This window comes from Mycobacterium sp. URHB0021 (assembly GCF_054057895.1).
Genome location: NZ_JBSRZT010000002.1, coordinates 2,417,121 through 2,435,835, shown reverse-complemented (window position 1 = coordinate 2,435,835; position 18,715 = coordinate 2,417,121). Strand labels below are relative to the sequence as shown.

The window sequence follows — 18,715 nt, the reverse complement described above, 5'->3', positions numbered from 1 at the left end:
TGCACTCAACCGTAGCATCCGGTTGGTGCGCAAAGTCGCGGGCTGCCTGATCATCAGCGAGCTGCAGTGCAACGACGTTGTCTCGCTAGCGTTTTCGCACGTGCGATCCAGGGATCTTTGCGGCATCCAGGAGCAGGTCGCTCCGTACGCGGTCGACAGCGAGCAGGCGACGGCACTGTGGAACGTGCCCCGATGAAGGTGCACCTTCAGGTCGACGGGGCGCCCGCGACGATAGTGGACAGCATCCGCGGTATCGAGAGCGCCGGCGCCGACGGCATGTTCACCTTCGAGGGGCAGCACGACGTGTTCTTCCCGCTGGTGATCGCCGCGCGTGAAACGGATCTCGAGTTGATGACCAACGTCGCGATCGCTCTCCCGCGCAGCCCGCTTCACCTCGCGCACTCGGCCTACGACCTGCAATCGCTCAGCGGTGGCAGGTTCCGGCTCGGACTGGGATCGCAGATCCGCGCCCACATCGAGAAGCGGTACGGCAGCCAGTGGGGCAGGCCCGCGCAGCGGCTCGGCGAATCGGTGCGCGCCATCAAGGCGATATTCGATGCCTGGGAGGGTCGCTCCCGCCTGGATTTTCGAGGCGAGTTCTATACGCACACGCTGATGGCCCCCAATTTCAACCCCGGACCCAATCCGTTCGGTCCGCCACCGGTGCTGATGGGCGCGCTGGGTCCGATCATGACGCGCGCGGCCGCCGAGGTCGCCGACGGATTGCTCGTGATGCCGTTCAACAGCGCACGTCATTTCAACGAGCGGACCGTGCCCGCGATCACCGAGGGCCTGCGCCGGTCCGGTCGCGACGCCGGACAGTTCGGTGTGATCGCGCAGGCGATGGTCGCCGTGGGCTCGTCCGATCAGGAGCTCGCCGCTGCGGTCGACAGTGTCGCCATGCTGATCGCGTTCTACGGGTCGACGCCTGCGTACCTCCCGGTGCTCGAGGTGCACGGGTGGGATCACATCCAACCACGACTCAACATGCTGTCGAAGGAGGCCGAGTTCCGCCGAATGCGCGAACTCGTCACCGATGAAATGGTGGAAACCATTGGAGTGGTGGGGAACCCCGAAAAGTGTGCAGCGGAAATCGTCGACCGCTTCGGTGCCCACGCCGGTGATGTCTGCTGCTACTTCCCGGGGTATCGTCCCCGCCCCGAGAGCATCGCCGCACTGGTGCGGGGGTTGCACACGTGAGCAGGCTGGATCGGCGCAAGATGGAGGTGCGCGACCGGATCCTCGGCGCGGCGATCGAACTCTTTCTGTACCAAGGTGTTTCGGCGACGAAGATCGAGGACATCTGCAAGCGGGCCGACGTCGCCAACCGCACCTTCTTCAACCACTTTCCGACCCGGCAGGACATGATGCGCGCGCTCGCCGAGCGTCGCCTGCTCGACCTTCGCGACATCGTGTTCGACCGCGAAGACCAACCGATCCCGACCCGGCTGGTCGGGCTGTTCGACGACATCGCCGCCGCCCTCGTCCTGTCCAGCGACACCTATCGCGAAGTCATCGCCGAGATGCTGGCCGCATCCGGTTACGGCATCCAGCGCGGATCCGCCTTTCACGACACGTTTCTCGATCTCGTCAAGGACGGCGTCGCCCGTGGCGAGGTCGGCACGCGCCACGACGCCCAGACTTACGCCGACATCATCGTCGGCGCGCTGACCGGCGGCGTCGTCAACTGGACGGTGGACAACACGTATTCACTCAAGACAGGCCTGCACGACCTCGCGGTGGCGCTGGCTGACCTGTTGGTAGGGGAAACCGGTGACATCCGCACCTGACGACGCGGGCACCTTCCGCGACACTCCCGCCGAGCTGCCAGGGTCTTGACCTCGATACGCCGAAGAACACTGAGGTCACGACCCTTGGTAGACCTTGCGATAGCTGGAGGGCGACATGCCCACGCCGCGGCGCAGGTGGTGACGCAGGTTGCCACCGGAACCCAGCCCGGACCGCCGGGCCACCTCGTCGACGGGTAGGTCCTGGGACTCCAGGATTTCCCGCGCGCGATCGATGCGCCTGTTGCGGATCCACACCCCGGGCGACTGACCCGTCTCTTCGCGGAAGCGCCGGTTGAACGTCCGCGCACTCATCTTCGCGTGCCGGGCCAGTCGCTGCACCGGCAGTTCCTCATCGAGGTGGCGCAGGGCCCACTCGCGCGTCGTCGCCGTCGCGTAGTGGTCGGGCGCAGGCACCTGCCGATCGATGAACTGCGCCTGGCCGCCCTCCCGCCACGGCGGCACCACGCAGTACCTGGCGACGGCGTTGGCGGCCCGTGCCCCATGGTCGGACCGAATGATGTGCAGGCACAAGTCGATTCCCGCGGCGAGACCCGCCGATGTCAACACGTCACCGTCATCGACGAACAGCACGTTCTCGTCGACCAACACCTCCGGGTACAGCTGGCGCATCGCGTCGGCGAACTTCCAATGCGTGGTCGCGGGCCGGCCGTCGAGCAGTCCCGCTGCGGCGAGCACGAAAGCGCCGGTGCAGATCGACACGAGGCGAGTGCCCGGCCGGATCCGGGCCAGCGCGGCCGCGGCCTCCGCATCGAGCACACCGTCTGTGCGGGCGGGCGGATAGCGCGTGCCGGGGATCACCACGGTGTCGGCGGTCGCGAGCGCTTCCGGCCCGGCGCCGGGCAGTACGTCGAAGCCGCTCGTCGCCGCGACTACCCCCGGCGTCACGCCGCACGTCACCACCTCGTAGAGCGGCGCTCCGTCGGCATCGGTGGCGCTGGAGAACAGCGTCGGCGCGATCGCTGCATCGAATCCGACGACGGGCGCAAACAGCAGAACGGCGACGCGATGCATGAAGCCATTTTGGCATGTTTTTGACGAATGGTGGCGTTTATGCCACTGGCCGGATGATGGCCCGTCGGTGACAGTGGTCGGGTGACGCTCACCGCCGCAGGCACCCGCACGCCCGGAACCCGGATCCACTGGGCCTGGGTGGTCGCCGCCGTCAGCTTCGTCGCCATCCTGGGCGCGGCGGGCTTCCGGTCGGTTCCCGGCGTGATGATGAACCCGCTGCACCACGAGTTCGGCTGGTCGCACGGCGTGGTCGGGCTGGCGATGTCGGTCAACATGACGCTTTTCGGGCTGACGGCTCCGTTCGCGGCGGCGTTGATGGACCGCCTCGGCGTGCGCAGGGTGCTGACCGCGGCGCTGGCGTTGATCGCGGCCGGTTCGGCGCTGAGCGTGACGATGACGGCCAGCTGGCAGCTCGTGTTGCTGTGGGGCGTGCTGGTCGGCGTCGGCACCGGTGCGATCTCGATGGGTTTCGTCGCGACCGTGGCGAACCGCTGGTTCGAAGCGCGGCGCGGGTTGGTGACCGGCGTGCTGACGGCGGCCAGCGCGACCGGACAGCTGATCTTCCTGCCGGTCGTCGCGGAGGTGACCACCCGCCACGGCTGGCGCTGGGCGTCACTGATCGTGGCGGCCGCGGCGCTGAGCGTCGTTCCCCTGGTCGTCGTGTTCATCCGAAACCACCCACACGACAAGGGCTTGACGCCGTACGGCGCTATGTCGGCCGGCCAGACCGCCACGGTGCCCGTCGCAGTGCCTGCGTCGAGCTTCCACGCGGCGTTCGACGGACTGCTTCTCGGCGCCCGGGTGCCGGCGTTCTGGCTGCTGGCCGCGAGCTTCGCGATCTGCGGTATGACCACCAACGGGCTGATCGGCACGCACTTCATCCCCGCGGCCAACGACCACGGCATGCCGACGACCGTCGCGGCGGGCCTGCTGGCCACCATCGGGATCCTGGACGTCGCGGGCACGGTGTTCTCCGGCTGGCTCACCGACCGCGTCGACCCTCGGTTGCTGCTGGTCGTCTACTACACCGGCCGAGGCGTCTCCCTGCTGCTGTTGCCTTCCTTGCTCTCACCACACGCCGAACCCAGCACCTGGGTGTTCATCGTCTTCTACGGGCTGGATTGGGTGGCCACCGTGCCGCCGACGATCGTGTTGTGCCGCAACTACTTCGGCACCCGCTCCCCCGTGGTGTTCGGCTGGGTGTTCGCATCGCATCAGCTCGGCGCAGCGGTCGCGGCGGTCGGGGCCGGTCAGCTAAGGGATCTGCAGGGCAATTACGACCTCGCGTTCTACCTGGCCTCGGGACTCTGCTTCGTCGCGGCGGTGCTGTGCGCGAATGTGCGCAAAGTGCAGGTCAGCACCGCTATTGCCGAAGCCTGACGCGGTCGTCGCTTTGGCGTTGGCGCAGGTGTACCTCTAACATGCCATGCGACCTAACGAAGCCGAGGAGCCGAACGTGAAGACTCGTACCAGCAAGGCATTGGGCGCCGCCGCGGGCATCGCCGCGATCGCCGCATCACTGCCCCTGGCGATCACCGCCTACGCCGACCCGGAGCCGGCCCCGGCGCCGACAACGCCCACGACGACGTCGTCCATCGAGGCGCCGATCCCCGATCCGCAGGGCTCCGGCTGCGACGCATTCAAGAGTGCGCTGCCCACCTGGAAGAACTTCGCGACCCAGCCGGTCGGCCAGGTGCTCAGCAGCATTCCGGACATCTCCACGTTCAACTCGTTGATCTCGGGTCAGGCCAATCCGGCCGTCAACATCGTCTCGGTGCTCGACAACGGTCCGTATGTCGTGTTCGCACCCACCAACGCGGCGTTCGCCCAGATGGACCCCGCCGTACTGGAGGCCATCAAGGCCGATCCGGCGGCGCTGGCGAAGCTCGACTACTACCACGTCTTCCTGGGCCTGCTCGGCCCGGACGACGTGCACGGCCAGCGTCCGACGCAGCAGGGTGAAGAGATCAAGGTCACCGGCAAGGGCGGCGACATCAAGATCAACGACACCGCCAAGGTCGTCTGCGGCGGCATCCAGGCCGAGAATGCGCGGATCTACATGATCGACACGGTGCTCGACTCGTCGACCCCGCCGGAGCCGATCACTCCGACCGCCACGTCGTCCACCACGACGACGACGCAGGCACCGGCCCCCGCACCCGCTCCGGCCGGCTAGGCGACAGTCGGGTCCCAGCGACCGTCGACGGCAACCGCCTCGTCATCGCCGGGCCACGGCGGCATCGTCACACCGAGCGCTGCCAGCGGCGTCGAGCCGTGCGCGCGGAATTGAAAACGGGTGCCCACCGGAATGGTGAGGCAGTCGCCGGAAGTCACGTCGACGATCTCACCATCGCTGTCCGGCGACGCCAGCCACATCTGCCCGCGCCCGCCGAGAAAGAACCAGATTTCCTCGACCGTGCGGTGCACCACGGCGATCGACGTCTGCCCACCGGCGAGTTCGAAGTGCGCACAACTTCCGCGGTTGGTCGCCAGCAGCACGCGCACGTCGGAGCCGTCGGGAGCGGTGACGGCAGCCGCATCGTTTCCCAGGTGTCAGAACTCACTGCGGCAGGCTATTACCGATGGCCAACTGACGGCAATGCCTGTGCGACACAACACATTTCAGTTGCAAACCGGGCAGCGTCACGCTGAAGACGGCAGCGGTTTGCGCGGCAAACTCCGGCTCAAAGACCAACGTCGCGACCGATGATCTCTTTCATGATCTCGGCCGTGCCGCCGAAGATGGTCTGGATGCGCACGTCGACGTAGTCACGGGCGAGCTTGTACCCGTTCATGTAGCCGTATCCACCGTGCAGCTGCACGCGTTGTCGACCACCCTCTTGCCGACCTCGGTGCACCACCACTTGGCCTTGGCGCCTTGTACCGCGGTCAGCTCGCCGTCCACCACGGCGCACACGCACCGATCGATGTACTGTTCGGCGATCTCGAGCTCGGTGTCCATTTCGGCCATCAGGAACCGGTTGTGCTGGAAGCTGCCGATCGGCTGTCCGAATGCTTTGCGGTCCTTGACGTATTGCAGGTGTCCGTCCAGGTTTGGCGGGCACCGGCGATGGCGGTGACCGCGATCGAGAGCCGCTCGGAGGGCAAATTGGACATCAGACGATAAAGCCCTTACCCTCCTGGCCGAGCAGGTTGCCGGCGGGCACGCGACCACCAACAGCGAGAAGTCCTTGTGGCCGGCCTCGGGATCGGTGCGGCGACGACGATCACCAGGTCGCCGTTGATACCGGCGGAGATGAACGTCTTGGAGCCGTTGACCATCCAGTCGTCACCGTCGCGGACGGTCGACGTCTTGATACCGCCCGGGTCGCTGCCGGCACCGGGCTCGTTTATCACCATCGCGCCGATCAGCTCGCCGCTGAGGTAACCCGGCAGCCACCGCTGCTTCTGCTCGTCAGTGGCCAGCGACGCGAAGTACGGGCCGACGATGTCGTTCTGCAGGCTCAGGCGGGGGCCGCGGGGCCGAATTTGGGAAATTCCTCCACGATGACCGCGTTGAACCGAAAGTCGTCGACCCCCCGCCGCCGTACTCCTCCGGCATGTTGAAGCCGATGAGTCCGTATTTGCCTGCGGCCACTTATGATTCGCGGTCGACGAGCCGCTCCCACTTCTCGACGTGCGGCGCGCATTCTTCTCGAGGAACTGCCTCGCCGTCTCCCGTAGCGGCTCATGCTCGGTTTCGAAGACCAGTCGCTTCATTGGAGTTCTCACCTTGCTTTCCAGACCGGCTGACGCTTCTCCGCGAATGCCAGCGGCCCTTCCTTGGCGTCCTCGGAACGAATCAGTGTCCCGATTTCACGCATGGTCCGTGCCCAGCCGGACTCGTCGGCGTCGATGACGCCGCCATCGACGCCCATGGCCACCCGCTTGCTCGCCCAGACCGCCAGCGGCGCGTTGCAGGTGATCCGTTCGGCGAGCGCGAGGGCGGCGTCGACCGCGGTGCCGTCGGGCACAACCTGATTGACCATTCCCCACCTGAGCGCGTCGGCCGACGTCAACGGCTCGCCCGTGAACAGCAACTGCATCGCGACCTTGCGCGGCAGGTGGTCGACGATGCGGAATGCACCACCGGCAGCTGCGATCAGTCCCCGCTTGACCTCGGGAAGCCCGAACTTCGCCCGCTCCTCAGCCACCACGAGGTCGCTGGCCAGCGCCAACTCGGTGCCGCCACCGAACGCGGTGCCATTGACCGCGGCGATGGTCGGCTTGTCGATGTAATGGTGGACGTAGCCCGCGAAGCCCCATTCCCCGTGGTCGGGGTGGAACAGGTTCTCCCGCCGCGAAATGGCCTTGAGATCGGCGCCCGCGCAGAAGGATTCCCCGGCGCCGGTGATCACCACGGCACGCACGGCGGGATCGTCCTGCGCCTCCTGGAGTGCGTCACCGACCGCGGTGCTGACCGCGCTGTTGACGGCATTGCGCGCCGCGGAGCGGTTGATCGTGATGAGCAGGACGTTGCCCCACCGCTCGGTGAGAGCGGCCGGGGCCGTGGCAGCCTCGGTCACAGCAGTTCGAGAATGGTGGCGTTGGCCTGGCCGCCGCCCTCACACATGGTCTGCAATCCGTACTGAATTCCCTTGTCCCGCATGTGGTAGAGCATGGTGGTCATGATGCGGGCGCCGGAGCCGCCGAGCGGGTGGCCGAGCGCGATCGCGCCGCCGTTCGGGTTCAGCTTCTTCTCGTCGGCGCCGATGTCTTTCAGCCACGCCAGCGGCACCGGGGCGAACGCCTCGTTGACCTCGAAGACCCCGATGTCCGCCAGCTTCAGGCCCGACCGCTTCAGCGCCTTCTGCGTGGCGGGGATCGGAGCGGTGAGCATGATGACGGGATCGGCGCCGGCCAGGGTCGCGGTGCGCACCTTGGCGATCGGCTTGAGCCCCAACGACTTCGCCTTTTCGGCCGACATGAGCAGCAGCGCCGCCGAACCGTCCGAGATCTGCGAGGAGTTTCCGGCGTGGATCACGCCGTCCTCCTTGAACGCCGGCTTGAGCTGACCCATCTTCTCGATGGTGGTGCCGCGGCGGATGCCCTCGTCCTGGAGCACCGGATTACCGTCCTGATCCTTGATGGCCACGATCTGGTCATCGAAGGCGCCGGAATCCTGTGCGGCCGCGGCCTTGCCGTGTGAGGCCAGCGAGAACTCGTCCACCGCGGTGCGGTCGAAACCCCACTGCTCGGCGATCATCTCCGCGCCGATGCCTTGATTCGGCGTCTGGCTGTAGCGGCCGCGGAACGCCTCCGGATACGGGTGCCCGCCGTGGGCCAGCGACGCGCCCATCGGCGTGCGTGACATCGATTCCACCCCGCCGGCCACCACGACGTCGTAGTGCCCGGCCACGACACCGGCCGCCGCGAAGTGGATGGACTGCTGGCTGGACCCGCACTGCCGGTCCACGGTCACCCCCGGGACGCTTTCGGGCCAGCCGGCGGTGAGCACCGCGGTGCGGCCGATGTCGAGCGCTTGCTCGCCGGCCTGCATGACGCAGCCCCAGATGACGTCGTCGACGATCTCGGGGTCGATCCCGGCCCGCTGGGCCAGCCCGTTGAGCACCTGTGCGGAGAGCTCCGCGGGGTGCACACCCGACAGACCGCCGTTGCGCTTGCCGATGGGCGACCGCACGGCCTCGACGATGACGGCTTCAGCCATGGAACGTACTCCTTCGAAGACGATGGTGTTCCTTCGAACGTAAAGGAACAAGGTTTACTAGGTCAACCTGCTGCTTGGGAGGACGTCACACATCGCCGCCGCTTCCTCCACATGGTTTACTGAGTTGCACAGCTGGCAAAACGGCCGGTGATCGTCGTCCTGGGAGATGTCGTGGCTCGAAGCACACCGCTGGCGCCGATGATCGGCGCGAGCGCCATGAGTGCGAGTGCCCCGGTCCGGTCTCCCAAGACCGCCGAGCTCGTCGCAGGCACCTTGCGCCGGATGGTGGTCGACGGCCAACTCAAGGACGGCGACTTCCTGCCTAACGAAGCCGAACTGATGGCGCACTTCGGCGTGAGCCGCCCGACGTTGCGCGAGGCGGTGCGGGTGCTCGAGTCCGAGCGCCTGGTCGAGGTGCGCCGCGGATCGCGGACCGGGGCGCGCGTGCGGGTGCCGGGACCCGAGATCGTGGCCCGCCCCGCCGGTCTGCTGCTCGAGTTGTCGGGCGCCACCATCGCCGACCTGATGACCGCGCGGTCGGGCATCGAACCGATGGCGGCGCGCCTGCTGGCGGAGTCAGGCACCCCGGCGTCATTCGACGAACTGGATGCTCTACTCGCCGCGCACGTCCCGGCCGGCTGGCAGTCCGGGCGGCTCGCCGAGGCGACCGGCGAGTTCCACCAGCGCATGGTGGAACTCTCGGGCAACACCACGCTGACGATCATCGCGGGCATGTTGCATGAGATCACCGTCAGACACACCGCCTTCGCGATGAAGGAACGCCGCCCGGTGTCGAAGGCGGACTACGACAAGCTGATGCGGTCCTATCGGCGGTTGATGCAGTTACTGCGATCGGGCGACGGCGCTGCGGCGGAGGCACATTGGCGCAAGCACCTCGACACCGCGCGCGATCTGTTGTTGAAGGGTCTGGAGACCGTCAAAGTCCGCGACGTCGTGGGCTGATGTCGCGGCAGCCCCGCCGAGACTGCGGGGAGATCGCGTCATCGCGCTGAATCGCGATCTGTGCGCAGTCTCGACGTGTCGGTCCGGTTCACATACACCGGAACGTCGTCGGCCCACGGCTGGCGGGTCACCATATCGGCCACTTTGACGTAGCCCGTTTCGAATTCACCGGTGGCAGCGTCGACGAGCCGGTACTGCTGGGTCTGCCGGTGGATCGGTTGGGCATCGATCAGAACGATGCGCACCTCGCCGGGCTCGAAGTGACACCGCTCCTGCAGCGCGGCGATGAGCTGTTCGTTGTGCATGTGCCCGTCGCCGAAGTTCCAACCGATTGCGGTGCTGCAGATCCGCTCGCCGTCGGTGAGCATGTAGTCGCTCTCGTCGTATCCGGCCATTGCCCGGTGCGCGAGGGTGAACTGGGCCCGACCATGAGTGTTGAAGGCGCGGAATGCATATCCCATGTAGAGATACATCTCCGCGGTTTCCTTGCTGCCGTAGAAGCGCTCCATCTGGGCGGCGGGCATGCTCGCGATCGCGACGATACCGTTGGCCATCTTCTCCTCGGCCGAGGACTTGACGCACCACAAGCCGGTGTCCCAGTTGCCGGCGTAGTACCGCATGCCGGGCAAGAACGAAACCTTGCGCGGGAACATGTTTCCGATCACGACCGTGCCGGCGACGACGAGGAACAGCAGCACCGGCAGCGGTGTCGTCATATCGGTCAGCCCGATGTCCGCGTGCCCGACGAACAGCGCCAGCACGCAGAACATCATGAAGACGTTCCATTCCAGCGGCACCCCCATCGGGATCGCGGACAAGATGCCGAAGTGAAAGCAGACCATCACGAACGCGGCGATCGCCGTCACCCACCCGCCGTGGGAGAAGAACAGCGCGAGTGGTACCAGGCCCTCGATCGCCGTGCTGAAGTGCGCGAGACCCCGCGACAGCCGCCCCGGCCGCAAGTCGTCCGGAAAGTGCTCGAAGAACCGGCGTTTGATGACCCGCGGCCGGAACACCGGACTGTTGCTCATCATCGTCGAGATGACGAACGGGAAGTGCTTGTTGAGCTTGGAGGTCGCCGCCCCCAGCCAGATCACCAGGCACACCAGTTTGGCGGCGATGATCATGTCGCCCCCGTAGCCGACGAACAGGAACGCGACGGTCAACGAGGCATAGACCTCGCCGCGGGCCGCCAGGAAGATGACCTTGTCGCGCAGCGCCGCCGCGGCCAGGATTCCGAGGATCGTCCAGATCTGCCACATCGGAAGCACGCCGACGGTGGTGCCCAGCGCCGGGGCCGGTCCGGTGCCGTCGGAGAACAGCGCCACCGCCAGAATCACCAGCAGCGCGGCGTACAGCACCACGTCCACCGGCGTCCGTGCGGTGCCCTTGGTCAGCGGAACTCGACCCGGCCAGGGCGGCAGCCGGATGGTTCCCGGCCGCAGCCAGTACAGGATGGAGCCCATCGGCGGGAAGAACCGGTTGTTCAGCGGGCCGAAGCCGCAGCCGAGACCGATGACCTCGAAGAGCATCGTGTACAGCACAACCTTCTGGAAGACGATCGGTTCGGCGTACCAGGACGCCACGGCAGTGAACCCGTCGATGCCTCGGGCGGTGAGCGCAATCAGCCACGCCGCGAGAACGTAGAGGAGGATTTTCACGATATAGAACAAGTGCAGAACCACCGGCGTACCGAAGCCGACCTCGGCCCAGTGCCGGGCCATCGGGACCATCTTCTCGGCGCGGGTCCCCATGCTCCATTCCTGGTAATCGACGACTGGTGCGTCCTGCTTGAGAAAACCCATGGCGAAAGATTAGAACGTGGTTCTAGCGGGTGGATTCGGTTCAACCGAGCCGTCAGGCGTCGGCCTTGGCCGGTGGGCGCCAGAAGATGGCCAGCTGTCCGATGCCGCCGCCGAGACCCAGCGCTACCGAGATCACCAGGCCCCACCAACCGTGCAGGAGGTCGTAGAACCCCGTCGTGCGGAAGAAGAGGTAATCCAGGCTGAACTTGCCTGCCCCGATTGTGGCCACCGCCGCCGCGGACACCGACAGCGCCAGGTTGTACTCCCAGCCCTCCTTGACGATGAAGAAGCCGTTCGGTCGGTGCACCGTCCAGGCCGCCACGAACATCAGGGCGACGAAGCCCGCCGCGGGGATCGGCGTCAGCAACCCGACCGCCAGACCGATGCCCGCCGACATCTCCGTGGTGGCGGCAACCCGAGCGTGGAACATGCCCGGCTTCATCCCCATGCTGTCGAACCAGCCCGCGGTGCCGCCGAGGCCCCCCTTCCCGAAGAACTTGTTGTAGCCGTGTGCAGCCATGGTCAGACCCAGTACCACTCGAAGAATCAGCAGTCCGGTGTCGATAGCTGTGTGGTCGGCAGTCATGCAACAAAATCTAGGCCAGGTGTTAAACAGCCGCCCACCCGCCGTCGACGCTGCGGATCGCGCCGTGGATGTTCGCGGCGTCATCGCTCGCCGGGAAGACCACCGTGCCGGCGACCTCGTCCGGTGTGCCCATACGTCGCGACGGGATACGCACCGGCATGGCCGCCACATGGTCGCTGAACTCCGCTTGACGCTCCGTGGCGAGGAGCCCGGGCGCCACCGCGTTGACCCGCCCCCAACGGCGGCCGTATGCGTCGGCCCACGACTGGGTGAACGAATGAATGGTTGCCTTGGTCGCGGAATAGATCGCCGAACCGGCGCTGCCCCGCAGACCGGTGTTCGAGCCGATGTTGACGATCGCGCCGCTGCCACGCTCGGCCATGGCCGCAGCGATGGCACCCGTCAGCAGGAACGGACCGAACACATTCACGGCGAATGCATCGCGCAGTACCCGCTCGGAGAGGTCGCCTGTCGGGGCCGACATCAGCAACATGGCCGCGTTGTTGACCAGATGTCGAGATGTCCGCCCGCGGCGTCGGTGGCCTCGCCGTCGCCAACCTCGACGACATCATGGCGCGTACGAGGACATCCGAGAGCCAGTTGTTCCACTACTTCCCCGACGGCAAGGAGCAACTGTTGCTGGCCGTCGCCGAGCATGAGGCTCAGATGGTCCTCGCCGATCAACAGCCGCAGCTGGGCGCGTGACCTCATGGGCGGCGTGGCAGCGCTGGCGCGACGCCGTGATCGACCGGTACCGGCGCCAAGGGCAGCACTGCCCACTCGCCGCGCTCGTGTCGGAGATCGGCCGCAGCACGCCCGGCGCACAGGCGGTGACGTCCGCACTGATGACCAAGTGGCACACCGAGATCACCGCTGGCGTGCAGCACATGCAGGACCGGGGCAAGGTCGCTGATCGCCTCGACGTGGACCGGTTCGCCGCCGCGCTGCTCGCCGGCATCCAGGGCGGCGTCGGCATCATGCTGGCCACCGGCGACCTCGGTTTCCTCGAGTCGGCGCTGGATGTTGGCATCGAATCCCTGCGCGCGGTATAAGACAAGGCCACCTCGGCACCGACGTCGTCGTCAGCCCAGCGCGTCGTCCAGCCGCGCCACGTACGCGTCGACGTCGCCGATCGCGGACTCGGCCGCGTGCACACTGACCGAGATGGTGTCGCCGATGCCGCACACCGCGTGCGTCAGGCCCATCATCGGCGACAGTCCGGGGAAGGCGGACGCCATGACCACCGGTGCGCCGCCGAAGCTGAAGTCCGCGGCGCCGCAGTTCACGCTGGAGACCACGGTGTTGCCGGTGACCATTCCCACGCGAACATCTGGATCGAATCGGTCTATGCCCCAACGCAACAACGGCGCCGGGGTGGCCGCGAAGGCCAAGTCTGAAGCACGCATTGCGGGGTGGGCGGCCCGACGGCGTCGCGCGTCGAGATCGGCAGCAATCCGGTCGCCGCGATCCCGATCGGTGAGTTCCGGAAAGAGGCCGATACCGACGTTGCCGAAGTGGTTGTAGGCCAAGCGCGGCGGCGGTTTGGCCATCGGCACCTCGGCGCCAAGGAACGACGGGTCGTCGCCGAGGGCGCGCAGATGGGCGGCGAGCGCAGCGGACACCGACGACAGAACAGCGACCGTCACCGGATGGCCGGCCAGGTCGGAGCGCCTTCGCACCACCGTGCGAAGGTGTCTGGGGCCCGCCGGGCGCGTATTGGTTCGCAGCACCGGACGCAGATCGGCCGGTGGTGGAACTCGCCCTGCGTCGGTGTCTTCGATCATCCGGCGATGCGCCCTGGCCGCACGAAACCCCAAGAGCGGCAGTGTGAATACCCCGGGCGGCGAGGCGTCGATCCCGCGGACCACCGCAGCGGCGCGGCCGAACATCTGCGCCGCCGGCGCCGAGGTTCGGCCGCCGCCGCCAAGCGCGTGCGAGATCTGCAATACCGCGACCGTCCCCCGGCCGAGCACTCCGGGGACACCCCCGATGTCGGTGAACACATGCATTCGCCACGCCGCCGCCCGCGCTTCCAGCGGGTCGGCGGTGACTGCGCTCGCCTGCGCCAGACATGCCGCCCAGGTGCGGTCCCCGACGTCATGCACGACGAAGTACGAGCGGTCGACGTCGCGACGCACCCACGCGGGATACTCGAGGCGGCCGCCATCGTCGATGCGCACCATCAGGTCGGGGCAGTCGCGCGCACGCGCCGCGAGCTGTTCCAGTGCCTGTTCCAAGTCGACCGGCGCACCCGCGAAGGCATACAGCAGGACGGTGTCGTTGGGAATCTTGGCCGACATCCAATACGTTTGCGCATCGACCGCCGTTAAGCGGCGCACCGTCATCGTCTCAGGCTAGGCTCTTCAGCCATGCTTCCGCCCCCGAGCGACAACGGCGCCGCAATAATCACCGGCGCATCCTCGGGAATCGGTGAACAGATCGCGCGTGAATTGGCGGGCCGCGGTTATCGATTGGTCCTCGTTGCCCGCCGAGCCGACAAGCTCACCGAAGTGGCCGAGACGCTGGCCGGGCGCGCACACGTGATTCCGATCGATTTGGCCAAGCCTGCCGACCGCGCCATGCTGCCCCACGAGGTCGCCGCACTCGGACTGGTCACCGACATCCTGGTGAACAACGCGGGCCTGGCCACGGCGGGGCCGGTCGCGGAAGCCGATCCGGAAACCGAACTCAACGTCGTCCAGGTGGACGTCGCCGCGGTCGTCGACCTGTGCTGCCGGTTCCTGCCGGGCATGGTTGCGCGGGGTCGCGGGGCAGTGCTCAACGTCGCGACGGTCGGAGCGTTCGGGCCGGTTCCCGGGCAGGCGTCCTACGGTGCGGCCAAGGCCTTCGTGATGTCCTACACCCAGGCGATGCGAGAAGAACTGCGCGGCACCGGCATCAGCGCCGCTACGCTGTGTCCCGGACCGGTACGGACCGGCTTCGGGGAGGCCGCGGGCATACCCGACGAGGTAGCCGAGAAGTCCCTGCCGAAGTTCCTGTGGGAGGAGGCCGACACGGTGGCCAGGGCCGGAATCGACGGCCTGGCTTCGGGTCGGGGCGTCATCGTTCCCGGTATCGCCAACCGCGTGGCATCCGTGCTCTACCACCACGCGCCACGGAAGTTGTTGCTGCCGCTGATCGCGCGGAATCACCCCGGACTGAAGAAGTCTTAACGGGCCGCGCCGACGAAGTCGATGAGGTGGCGTGCGACGACGTCGGGCTGCTCGAGTTGCAGGAAGTGCCCGGCGTTTTCGACCAGCGCGGTGGTGCTGCCCTCAGGCAGTATCCGTTCGATCCGCGGGGTGTAATCCTCGCAACAACTATCGTCGGTGCCGTGCAAATACACCGTCGACAGCCGCGGCGTGGACAGCCAATACTGCTGCAGTCCCGCGTTTTGCGCCGGCGGGCGTCCACCGCGCAGGGCGGCGCGGTAGTAGCCGAGTGCGGCGCGCCACCTGTGGGGGCGCCGATCGGGGCATCGACATGCCGCAGGTCCTCGTCGGCGCGGTAGCCGGGCGACCACTGCCCCCACAGCCGCGGTGTCACCCATGACGCCGAACGGTCTGGCAGCCAAGGTGATTGGAAGTACAGGAAGTACCAGCTGTGAAGCAGCTGACGCGGCAGCTGCGCAGCCGGCCGCCGAGAGTCGGGAACCCACCCGAGCGGGCGGAAGGCCGAGCTCACCGGTACCGACATGACGACCGATCCGGCGAAGGGGCTCTTCGGCGCCGCGATCAGCCCGGCTCCCGCGATCGCACCCCAGTCGTGTCCGGTCAGGACATCGCGCCCGTGGGTCCGACCGCATCCAGCACGCGCAGCGCATCGTCCATGAGCGCGCCCACGTGATAGCTGCCATCGGTCGGCAGCGACGACGGCGCATACCCACGCAAGAACGGCGCGACCACCCGCCGACCGGCATCGGCGAGCATGGGCGCGACAATGCGCCGCGTCCAGGCCCTATCGGGGAAACCGTGCAGGCACAAGGCGATCGGCGCGTCCAGGTCATCCGGCGGTCCCCATGTCAGGGCTCGCCGATGCATGTTGGGCGTGGCGACGTCCAGCCAGGCTGGTTCGCTCACCACCTAGACCGGATCGAATTTGGAGATCAGCCAGCGGCCGTCGACCTTGTCCAATGTGACGCGGACGCTGGACGCGGTGTCGGTCGGTGGATCCTGGCCGACCACGACGGTCTGGTTGACGAACACCAGAACCACCGCATGGTTCGGGCTCACCGACACCGACGCCGCGGCAGGCACCGATGCGACCGCCGAGATCTGCTTCTGTTTGGCTCCCGGGATCACCACGTCGTTGGTCAGCGAGGTGTACTGCTGCCTGAAATCGCCGGTGAGCCGGTCACGCGCTTCGGCCAACTGCTTCTCGACCGTTTCCGGTTTGTAGGACAGCAACGCGACCGTGCTGTCCTTGGCCGCCTGCACCGATTCGGTCGCGACAGAAGGGTGCTTGGATGCATTCACCGGCACCTCGCTGTAACGGTAGGAACTGTCCTGCCATTTCAGGAATCCCGCTCCCAACGCCAGCAGCAGTGCCAGCGCGGGCAGCACCGCGAATGCGACGATCCGGGACCCGCGGCCGTTGCGCTCCGCCGTCTTCGGCCCGACGGCCGCCGATGTGTCGGCGGCCTCCGGCGTCTCGTCGGAGGCCGCGGTCGCCGAGTCGGATTCGTCGCCCAGCTCAGTGCCCGACGTCTCGGCCAGCTCAGCACTCGTCGTGTCCGTGTCGGCCACCACCGGGCTGTCCTCTTTCACCGTCTTGACTTTGCGCTTCCTGATCACGGAACGAACTCCACGTTGCTCACCTTGGCCTCGTCGCCGACCTTCTCCACCGAAATCCGCATCCGCCACGCGCGTGGTTGTTGATCGGGCGCACCGGCATTCGTCGTCTTCACCGTCACCGCGACGAGCACCTGGGCTTCGTCGTCCGATGCGGTCTCGAGGCCGGCCTCGGCGATGGTTCCGGTGGATTTGGACTGCGCCTGCTTGACGATCTCGATGAACGGCTGCGCACGCTTTTGGAAGTCGTCGTAAAACGTTCCCGTCGCCGAGTCGAGGATGCGCTGAACGTCCGCGTCGGCCTGCTGCCAGTCGATCGTGGTGAGATTCAGTGCGCCCTGCCTGCCGACCTGGAGGAAGAGCTTGCGCTCCGCGTCGGCCTTGTGCGATTCGTAGGTGCGGTAGCCGAGCCAGCCGGTCAACGCGGCCAGCGCCACCACCAACCCGAGTCCGGCGATCGTCGCCAGCCGCACATGCGACATCGGCGACCTGGGCGCGATGGCCGCCACGTCGTCGATGTCGTCGTCTTCGTCGTCATCTACGCCGTCTACGTCAATCGCGGTGGACGCATCGGACTCGGTTGCCTCGGTCTTCGTGGGGTCTGTCGCGGTCGAGTCGGTCAATTCCCCGTCGGGGGCAGCAGCATCGTCTGCCATGTTTGCTCCTCTGTGGCACTGCGGGCCAGGTTTGCCTGCGTGTACACACGCCCGTCCGGTCCAACGTACGTGCCGTTCACGGGGTCGTACTCGGCGGCCGCTATCGGCGGCGGCGCCGGACCCGGCGGCGGTGCCGCTTCCGCAGGCGGCGAACCCGGCGGCAACTCGGGAACCGGCTGTCCCGACAGGGTCGCGTTGGGGTCGCCCTTCCAGTTGTAGCCATCGTTCAGTGGCACGTAATACTCGTTGCTCTCGCACATCTTGGCCGTCGGCGCGCGTTTGCCCGGCACGGTCACACAGGGCAGATTGCGCGCACCGCGCACGTTGAACGGCGCATCCTGCGGGACGCGGCAGTAGACCTCGCCCGGCGCCCGATCCGGGTAGTCCTGCAGAGCGGGGGCCCGCCGCTGCTGGGGAGGCAGGAACCCGGTGGTGCACGGCGGCGGCAGGTTGAGGTTCAGATTGAGGGTCAGATAGTCACCCTCGTAGTCCTGCTTGGTGTTCCGCTTGGCCACGCCGATCGCCTGGGTGGTGGCGGTGCCCTGCGGCAGCAGCACGATCAGCTGTTCGAGGCTCGGCTGATAGGCGACGGCGACCTCACCGATGCTCACCAGGTTGGCGAGCACGATCGGCAGCGTGGGCTGCAACCGGTTGAACAGCGCCCGCACCTCGTCAGCGGCTCCCGGGCCCTTCTCGAGGACTCCGGAGACGGCCGCGTCCTGCGACTGCAGTTGATCGGTGATGTCCGCCAGATTCGACGCCCACGCCTGGATCGACCCCGCCGAGTCGGTCTGCGAGTCCAGTACCGGTTTTGACTGATCGATCAGGGCGGTCAGCGGATCGAGGTTCTTGCGCGCATCGATGGCGAGCGCGGTTCCGCCCTGCACCAGCCGCGAAAGCTCTGGTCCCAGTCCGCCGAACGCGATATAGGACTCGTCGACGGCCGTTTTCAGGCTGTCGCGCGGAAGCGCAGCCAGGCCGCGGTTGGTGGCGTCCAGGACCGTGTTGACATCGATCGGGACCCTGGCCCGGTCCTGCGATATCACGTCGCCGTCCGCCAGGGACGGTCCGTTGCCGCTGCGCGGTAGCAGCGTGACGTACAGTTCGCCGACCGCCGACTGCGAGTGCACCTCGGCTTCGACGTCGGCCGGGATTCTGATGCCGGAATTCAGCGAGAGCTCCGCCTCGGCACCGGAATCGGTCAGGCCGACGCTCTTGACGATGCCAACCTGGGTACCGCGGTACGTGACGTTGCTCCGCGGGTACAGACCGCCCGTTTCCGGCAACTCCAAGGTCACCCGGTACTGCCCGATGCCGAACATCGCCGGCAAGCGCATGTACCCGAAGATCATGATGCCGAGCGCCACGACCGCCAGCAGGCTGAAGATCAGCAACTGGATGACGATCTGCCTGGTCATTCTCATG

General features: G+C 67.0%; 19 protein-coding genes and 3 pseudogenes. 8 read left to right on the top strand and 14 right to left on the bottom strand.

Annotation, left to right across the window (positions count from 1 at the left end):
- The first annotated feature begins 25 nt into the window (after positions 1 to 25).
- Genes ACVWWN_RS14245 through ACVWWN_RS14235 form a run of 3 tightly spaced genes read left to right on the top strand, consistent with a single transcriptional unit; the run spans position 26 to position 1,790 of the window.
- Positions 26 to 196 carry a hypothetical protein gene (locus tag ACVWWN_RS14245; protein WP_457144479.1) on the top strand — a complete coding sequence of 57 codons (171 nt, stop codon included), beginning with the start codon at positions 26 to 28 and terminating at the stop codon, positions 194 to 196.
- Complete coding sequence (locus ACVWWN_RS14240; RefSeq protein WP_457144478.1) at positions 193 to 1,200, top strand: TIGR03617 family F420-dependent LLM class oxidoreductase; 1,008 nt, start codon at positions 193 to 195, stop codon at positions 1,198 to 1,200. The genes ACVWWN_RS14245 and ACVWWN_RS14240 overlap by 4 nt, the downstream gene beginning before the upstream one ends.
- Positions 1,197 to 1,790: a TetR/AcrR family transcriptional regulator gene (locus tag ACVWWN_RS14235; RefSeq protein WP_457144477.1), complete on the top strand. Its 594-nt coding sequence runs from the start codon at positions 1,197 to 1,199 to the stop codon at positions 1,788 to 1,790. The genes ACVWWN_RS14240 and ACVWWN_RS14235 overlap by 4 nt, the downstream gene beginning before the upstream one ends.
- A 75-nt stretch (positions 1,791 to 1,865) precedes the next feature.
- Here the strand turns inward: ACVWWN_RS14235 and ACVWWN_RS14230 are convergent, their stop codons facing one another.
- Positions 1,866 to 2,822, bottom strand: coding sequence for a GlxA family transcriptional regulator (locus tag ACVWWN_RS14230; protein WP_457144476.1), 957 nt, complete (start codon positions 2,820 to 2,822; stop codon positions 1,866 to 1,868).
- An 81-nt stretch (positions 2,823 to 2,903) separates the two neighbouring features.
- Between ACVWWN_RS14230 and ACVWWN_RS14225 the strand changes: the two genes are divergently transcribed.
- Both ACVWWN_RS14225 and ACVWWN_RS14220 read left to right on the top strand, forming a co-directional pair.
- A complete protein-coding gene (locus tag ACVWWN_RS14225) occupies positions 2,904 to 4,202 on the top strand; it encodes an MFS transporter (protein WP_457144475.1) in 1,299 nt (432 codons plus the stop codon).
- A gap of 76 nt (positions 4,203 to 4,278) precedes the next feature.
- Positions 4,279 to 4,998 (top strand): fasciclin domain-containing protein, encoded by a 720-nt coding sequence (locus tag ACVWWN_RS14220; RefSeq protein WP_457144474.1) that lies wholly within the window; start codon positions 4,279 to 4,281, stop codon positions 4,996 to 4,998.
- Here ACVWWN_RS14220 and ACVWWN_RS14215 read toward each other — a convergent pair.
- From ACVWWN_RS14215 to ACVWWN_RS14195, 5 genes and pseudogenes are all read right to left on the bottom strand, one after another.
- The gene (locus ACVWWN_RS14215) at positions 4,995 to 5,327 is read right to left on the bottom strand and encodes a cupin domain-containing protein (protein ID WP_457144473.1); all 333 of its coding nucleotides are present in this window, start codon (positions 5,325 to 5,327) and stop codon (positions 4,995 to 4,997) included. The two genes, ACVWWN_RS14220 and ACVWWN_RS14215, sit on opposite strands and share 4 nt — an antisense overlap.
- 179 nt (positions 5,328 to 5,506) lie before the next feature.
- A pseudogene (locus tag ACVWWN_RS14210) lies at positions 5,507 to 5,997 on the bottom strand (acyl-CoA dehydrogenase family protein).
- Positions 5,955 to 6,542 (bottom strand): acyl-CoA dehydrogenase family protein, encoded by a 588-nt coding sequence (locus ACVWWN_RS14205; RefSeq protein WP_457144472.1) that lies wholly within the window; start codon positions 6,540 to 6,542, stop codon positions 5,955 to 5,957. Before ACVWWN_RS14205 ends, ACVWWN_RS14210 begins: the two are co-directional and overlap by 43 nt.
- Positions 6,543 to 6,550: 8 nt before the next feature.
- Entirely contained in the window at positions 6,551 to 7,348 is a 798-nt protein-coding gene (locus ACVWWN_RS14200) for an enoyl-CoA hydratase-related protein (protein WP_457144471.1), read from the bottom strand.
- On the bottom strand, positions 7,345 to 8,490 hold the full coding sequence (locus ACVWWN_RS14195; RefSeq protein WP_457144470.1) for a thiolase family protein: 1,146 nt from the start codon (positions 8,488 to 8,490) through the stop codon (positions 7,345 to 7,347). The genes ACVWWN_RS14200 and ACVWWN_RS14195 overlap by 4 nt, the downstream gene beginning before the upstream one ends.
- 171 nt (positions 8,491 to 8,661) lie before the next feature.
- On the opposite strand from ACVWWN_RS14195, the gene ACVWWN_RS14190 reads away from it, so the two are divergent.
- Entirely contained in the window at positions 8,662 to 9,453 is a 792-nt protein-coding gene (locus ACVWWN_RS14190) for a FadR/GntR family transcriptional regulator (protein ID WP_457144469.1), read from the top strand.
- Positions 9,454 to 9,491: 38 nt separating this feature from the next.
- On the opposite strand, the gene ACVWWN_RS14185 is transcribed toward ACVWWN_RS14190, so the two are convergent.
- From ACVWWN_RS14185 to ACVWWN_RS14175, 3 genes are read right to left on the bottom strand one after another with little or no spacing between them, the layout of a single operon-like run.
- Positions 9,492 to 11,258: a DUF3556 domain-containing protein gene (locus ACVWWN_RS14185; protein ID WP_457144468.1), complete on the bottom strand. Its 1,767-nt coding sequence runs from the start codon at positions 11,256 to 11,258 to the stop codon at positions 9,492 to 9,494.
- Between the two features lie 52 nt (positions 11,259 to 11,310).
- Positions 11,311 to 11,844: a DoxX family protein gene (locus ACVWWN_RS14180; RefSeq protein WP_457144467.1), complete on the bottom strand. Its 534-nt coding sequence runs from the start codon at positions 11,842 to 11,844 to the stop codon at positions 11,311 to 11,313.
- Between the two features lie 22 nt (positions 11,845 to 11,866).
- The gene (locus ACVWWN_RS14175) at positions 11,867 to 12,328 is read right to left on the bottom strand and encodes an SDR family NAD(P)-dependent oxidoreductase (RefSeq protein WP_457144466.1); all 462 of its coding nucleotides are present in this window, start codon (positions 12,326 to 12,328) and stop codon (positions 11,867 to 11,869) included.
- A gap of 35 nt (positions 12,329 to 12,363) precedes the next feature.
- Between ACVWWN_RS14175 and ACVWWN_RS14170 the strand changes: the two are divergent.
- Positions 12,364 to 12,896: pseudogene (locus ACVWWN_RS14170) on the top strand (TetR/AcrR family transcriptional regulator).
- 30 nt (positions 12,897 to 12,926) lie between these two features.
- Here the strand turns inward: ACVWWN_RS14170 and ACVWWN_RS14165 are convergent.
- Positions 12,927 to 14,189: a WS/DGAT domain-containing protein gene (locus ACVWWN_RS14165; RefSeq protein ID WP_457144465.1), complete on the bottom strand. Its 1,263-nt coding sequence runs from the start codon at positions 14,187 to 14,189 to the stop codon at positions 12,927 to 12,929.
- Positions 14,190 to 14,213: 24 nt separating this feature from the next.
- On the opposite strand from ACVWWN_RS14165, the gene ACVWWN_RS14160 reads away from it, so the two are divergent.
- Positions 14,214 to 15,017, top strand: a complete 804-nt coding sequence (locus ACVWWN_RS14160; RefSeq protein WP_457144464.1) for an SDR family NAD(P)-dependent oxidoreductase — start codon at positions 14,214 to 14,216, stop codon at positions 15,015 to 15,017.
- Here the strand turns inward: ACVWWN_RS14160 and ACVWWN_RS14155 are convergent.
- The 4 genes and pseudogenes from ACVWWN_RS14155 to ACVWWN_RS14140 all read right to left on the bottom strand — a co-directional run bounded on the left by ACVWWN_RS14155 (position 15,014) and on the right by ACVWWN_RS14140 (position 18,714).
- Positions 15,014 to 15,923 (bottom strand): annotated as a pseudogene (locus tag ACVWWN_RS14155) (alpha/beta fold hydrolase). The gene ACVWWN_RS14160 and the pseudogene ACVWWN_RS14155 sit on opposite strands and share 4 nt — an antisense overlap.
- 3 nt (positions 15,924 to 15,926) lie before the next feature.
- A complete protein-coding gene (locus ACVWWN_RS14150) occupies positions 15,927 to 16,637 on the bottom strand; it encodes a hypothetical protein (protein WP_457144463.1) in 711 nt (236 codons plus the stop codon).
- Positions 16,634 to 17,290: an Mce protein gene (locus ACVWWN_RS14145; protein ID WP_457144462.1), complete on the bottom strand. Its 657-nt coding sequence runs from the start codon at positions 17,288 to 17,290 to the stop codon at positions 16,634 to 16,636. Before ACVWWN_RS14145 ends, ACVWWN_RS14150 begins: the two co-directional genes overlap by 4 nt.
- Complete coding sequence (locus ACVWWN_RS14140; protein ID WP_457144461.1) at positions 17,254 to 18,714, bottom strand: MCE family protein; 1,461 nt, start codon at positions 18,712 to 18,714, stop codon at positions 17,254 to 17,256. The genes ACVWWN_RS14145 and ACVWWN_RS14140 overlap by 37 nt, the downstream gene beginning before the upstream one ends.
- Position 18,715 lies beyond the last annotated feature (1 nt).

Coding starts and splice junctions, on each gene's coding strand:
- ACVWWN_RS14240 (WP_457144478.1), top strand. CDS start 193: ATGAAGGTGCACCTTCAGGTCGACGGGGCGCCCGCGACGATAGTGGAC.
- ACVWWN_RS14230 (WP_457144476.1), bottom strand. CDS start 2,822: ATGCATCGCGTCGCCGTTCTGCTGTTTGCGCCCGTCGTCGGATTCGAT.
- ACVWWN_RS14205 (WP_457144472.1), bottom strand. CDS start 6,542: ATGAAGCGACTGGTCTTCGAAACCGAGCATGAGCCGCTACGGGAGACG.
- ACVWWN_RS14195 (WP_457144470.1), bottom strand. CDS start 8,490: ATGGCTGAAGCCGTCATCGTCGAGGCCGTGCGGTCGCCCATCGGCAAG.
- ACVWWN_RS14185 (WP_457144468.1), bottom strand. CDS start 11,258: ATGGGTTTTCTCAAGCAGGACGCACCAGTCGTCGATTACCAGGAATGG.
- ACVWWN_RS14180 (WP_457144467.1), bottom strand. CDS start 11,844: ATGACTGCCGACCACACAGCTATCGACACCGGACTGCTGATTCTTCGA.
- ACVWWN_RS14175 (WP_457144466.1), bottom strand. CDS start 12,328: ATGTCGGCCCCGACAGGCGACCTCTCCGAGCGGGTACTGCGCGATGCA.
- ACVWWN_RS14165 (WP_457144465.1), bottom strand. CDS start 14,189: ATGACGGTGCGCCGCTTAACGGCGGTCGATGCGCAAACGTATTGGATG.
- ACVWWN_RS14160 (WP_457144464.1), top strand. CDS start 14,214: ATGCTTCCGCCCCCGAGCGACAACGGCGCCGCAATAATCACCGGCGCA.
- ACVWWN_RS14145 (WP_457144462.1), bottom strand. CDS start 17,290: ATGGCAGACGATGCTGCTGCCCCCGACGGGGAATTGACCGACTCGACC.
- ACVWWN_RS14140 (WP_457144461.1), bottom strand. CDS start 18,714: ATGAGAATGACCAGGCAGATCGTCATCCAGTTGCTGATCTTCAGCCTG.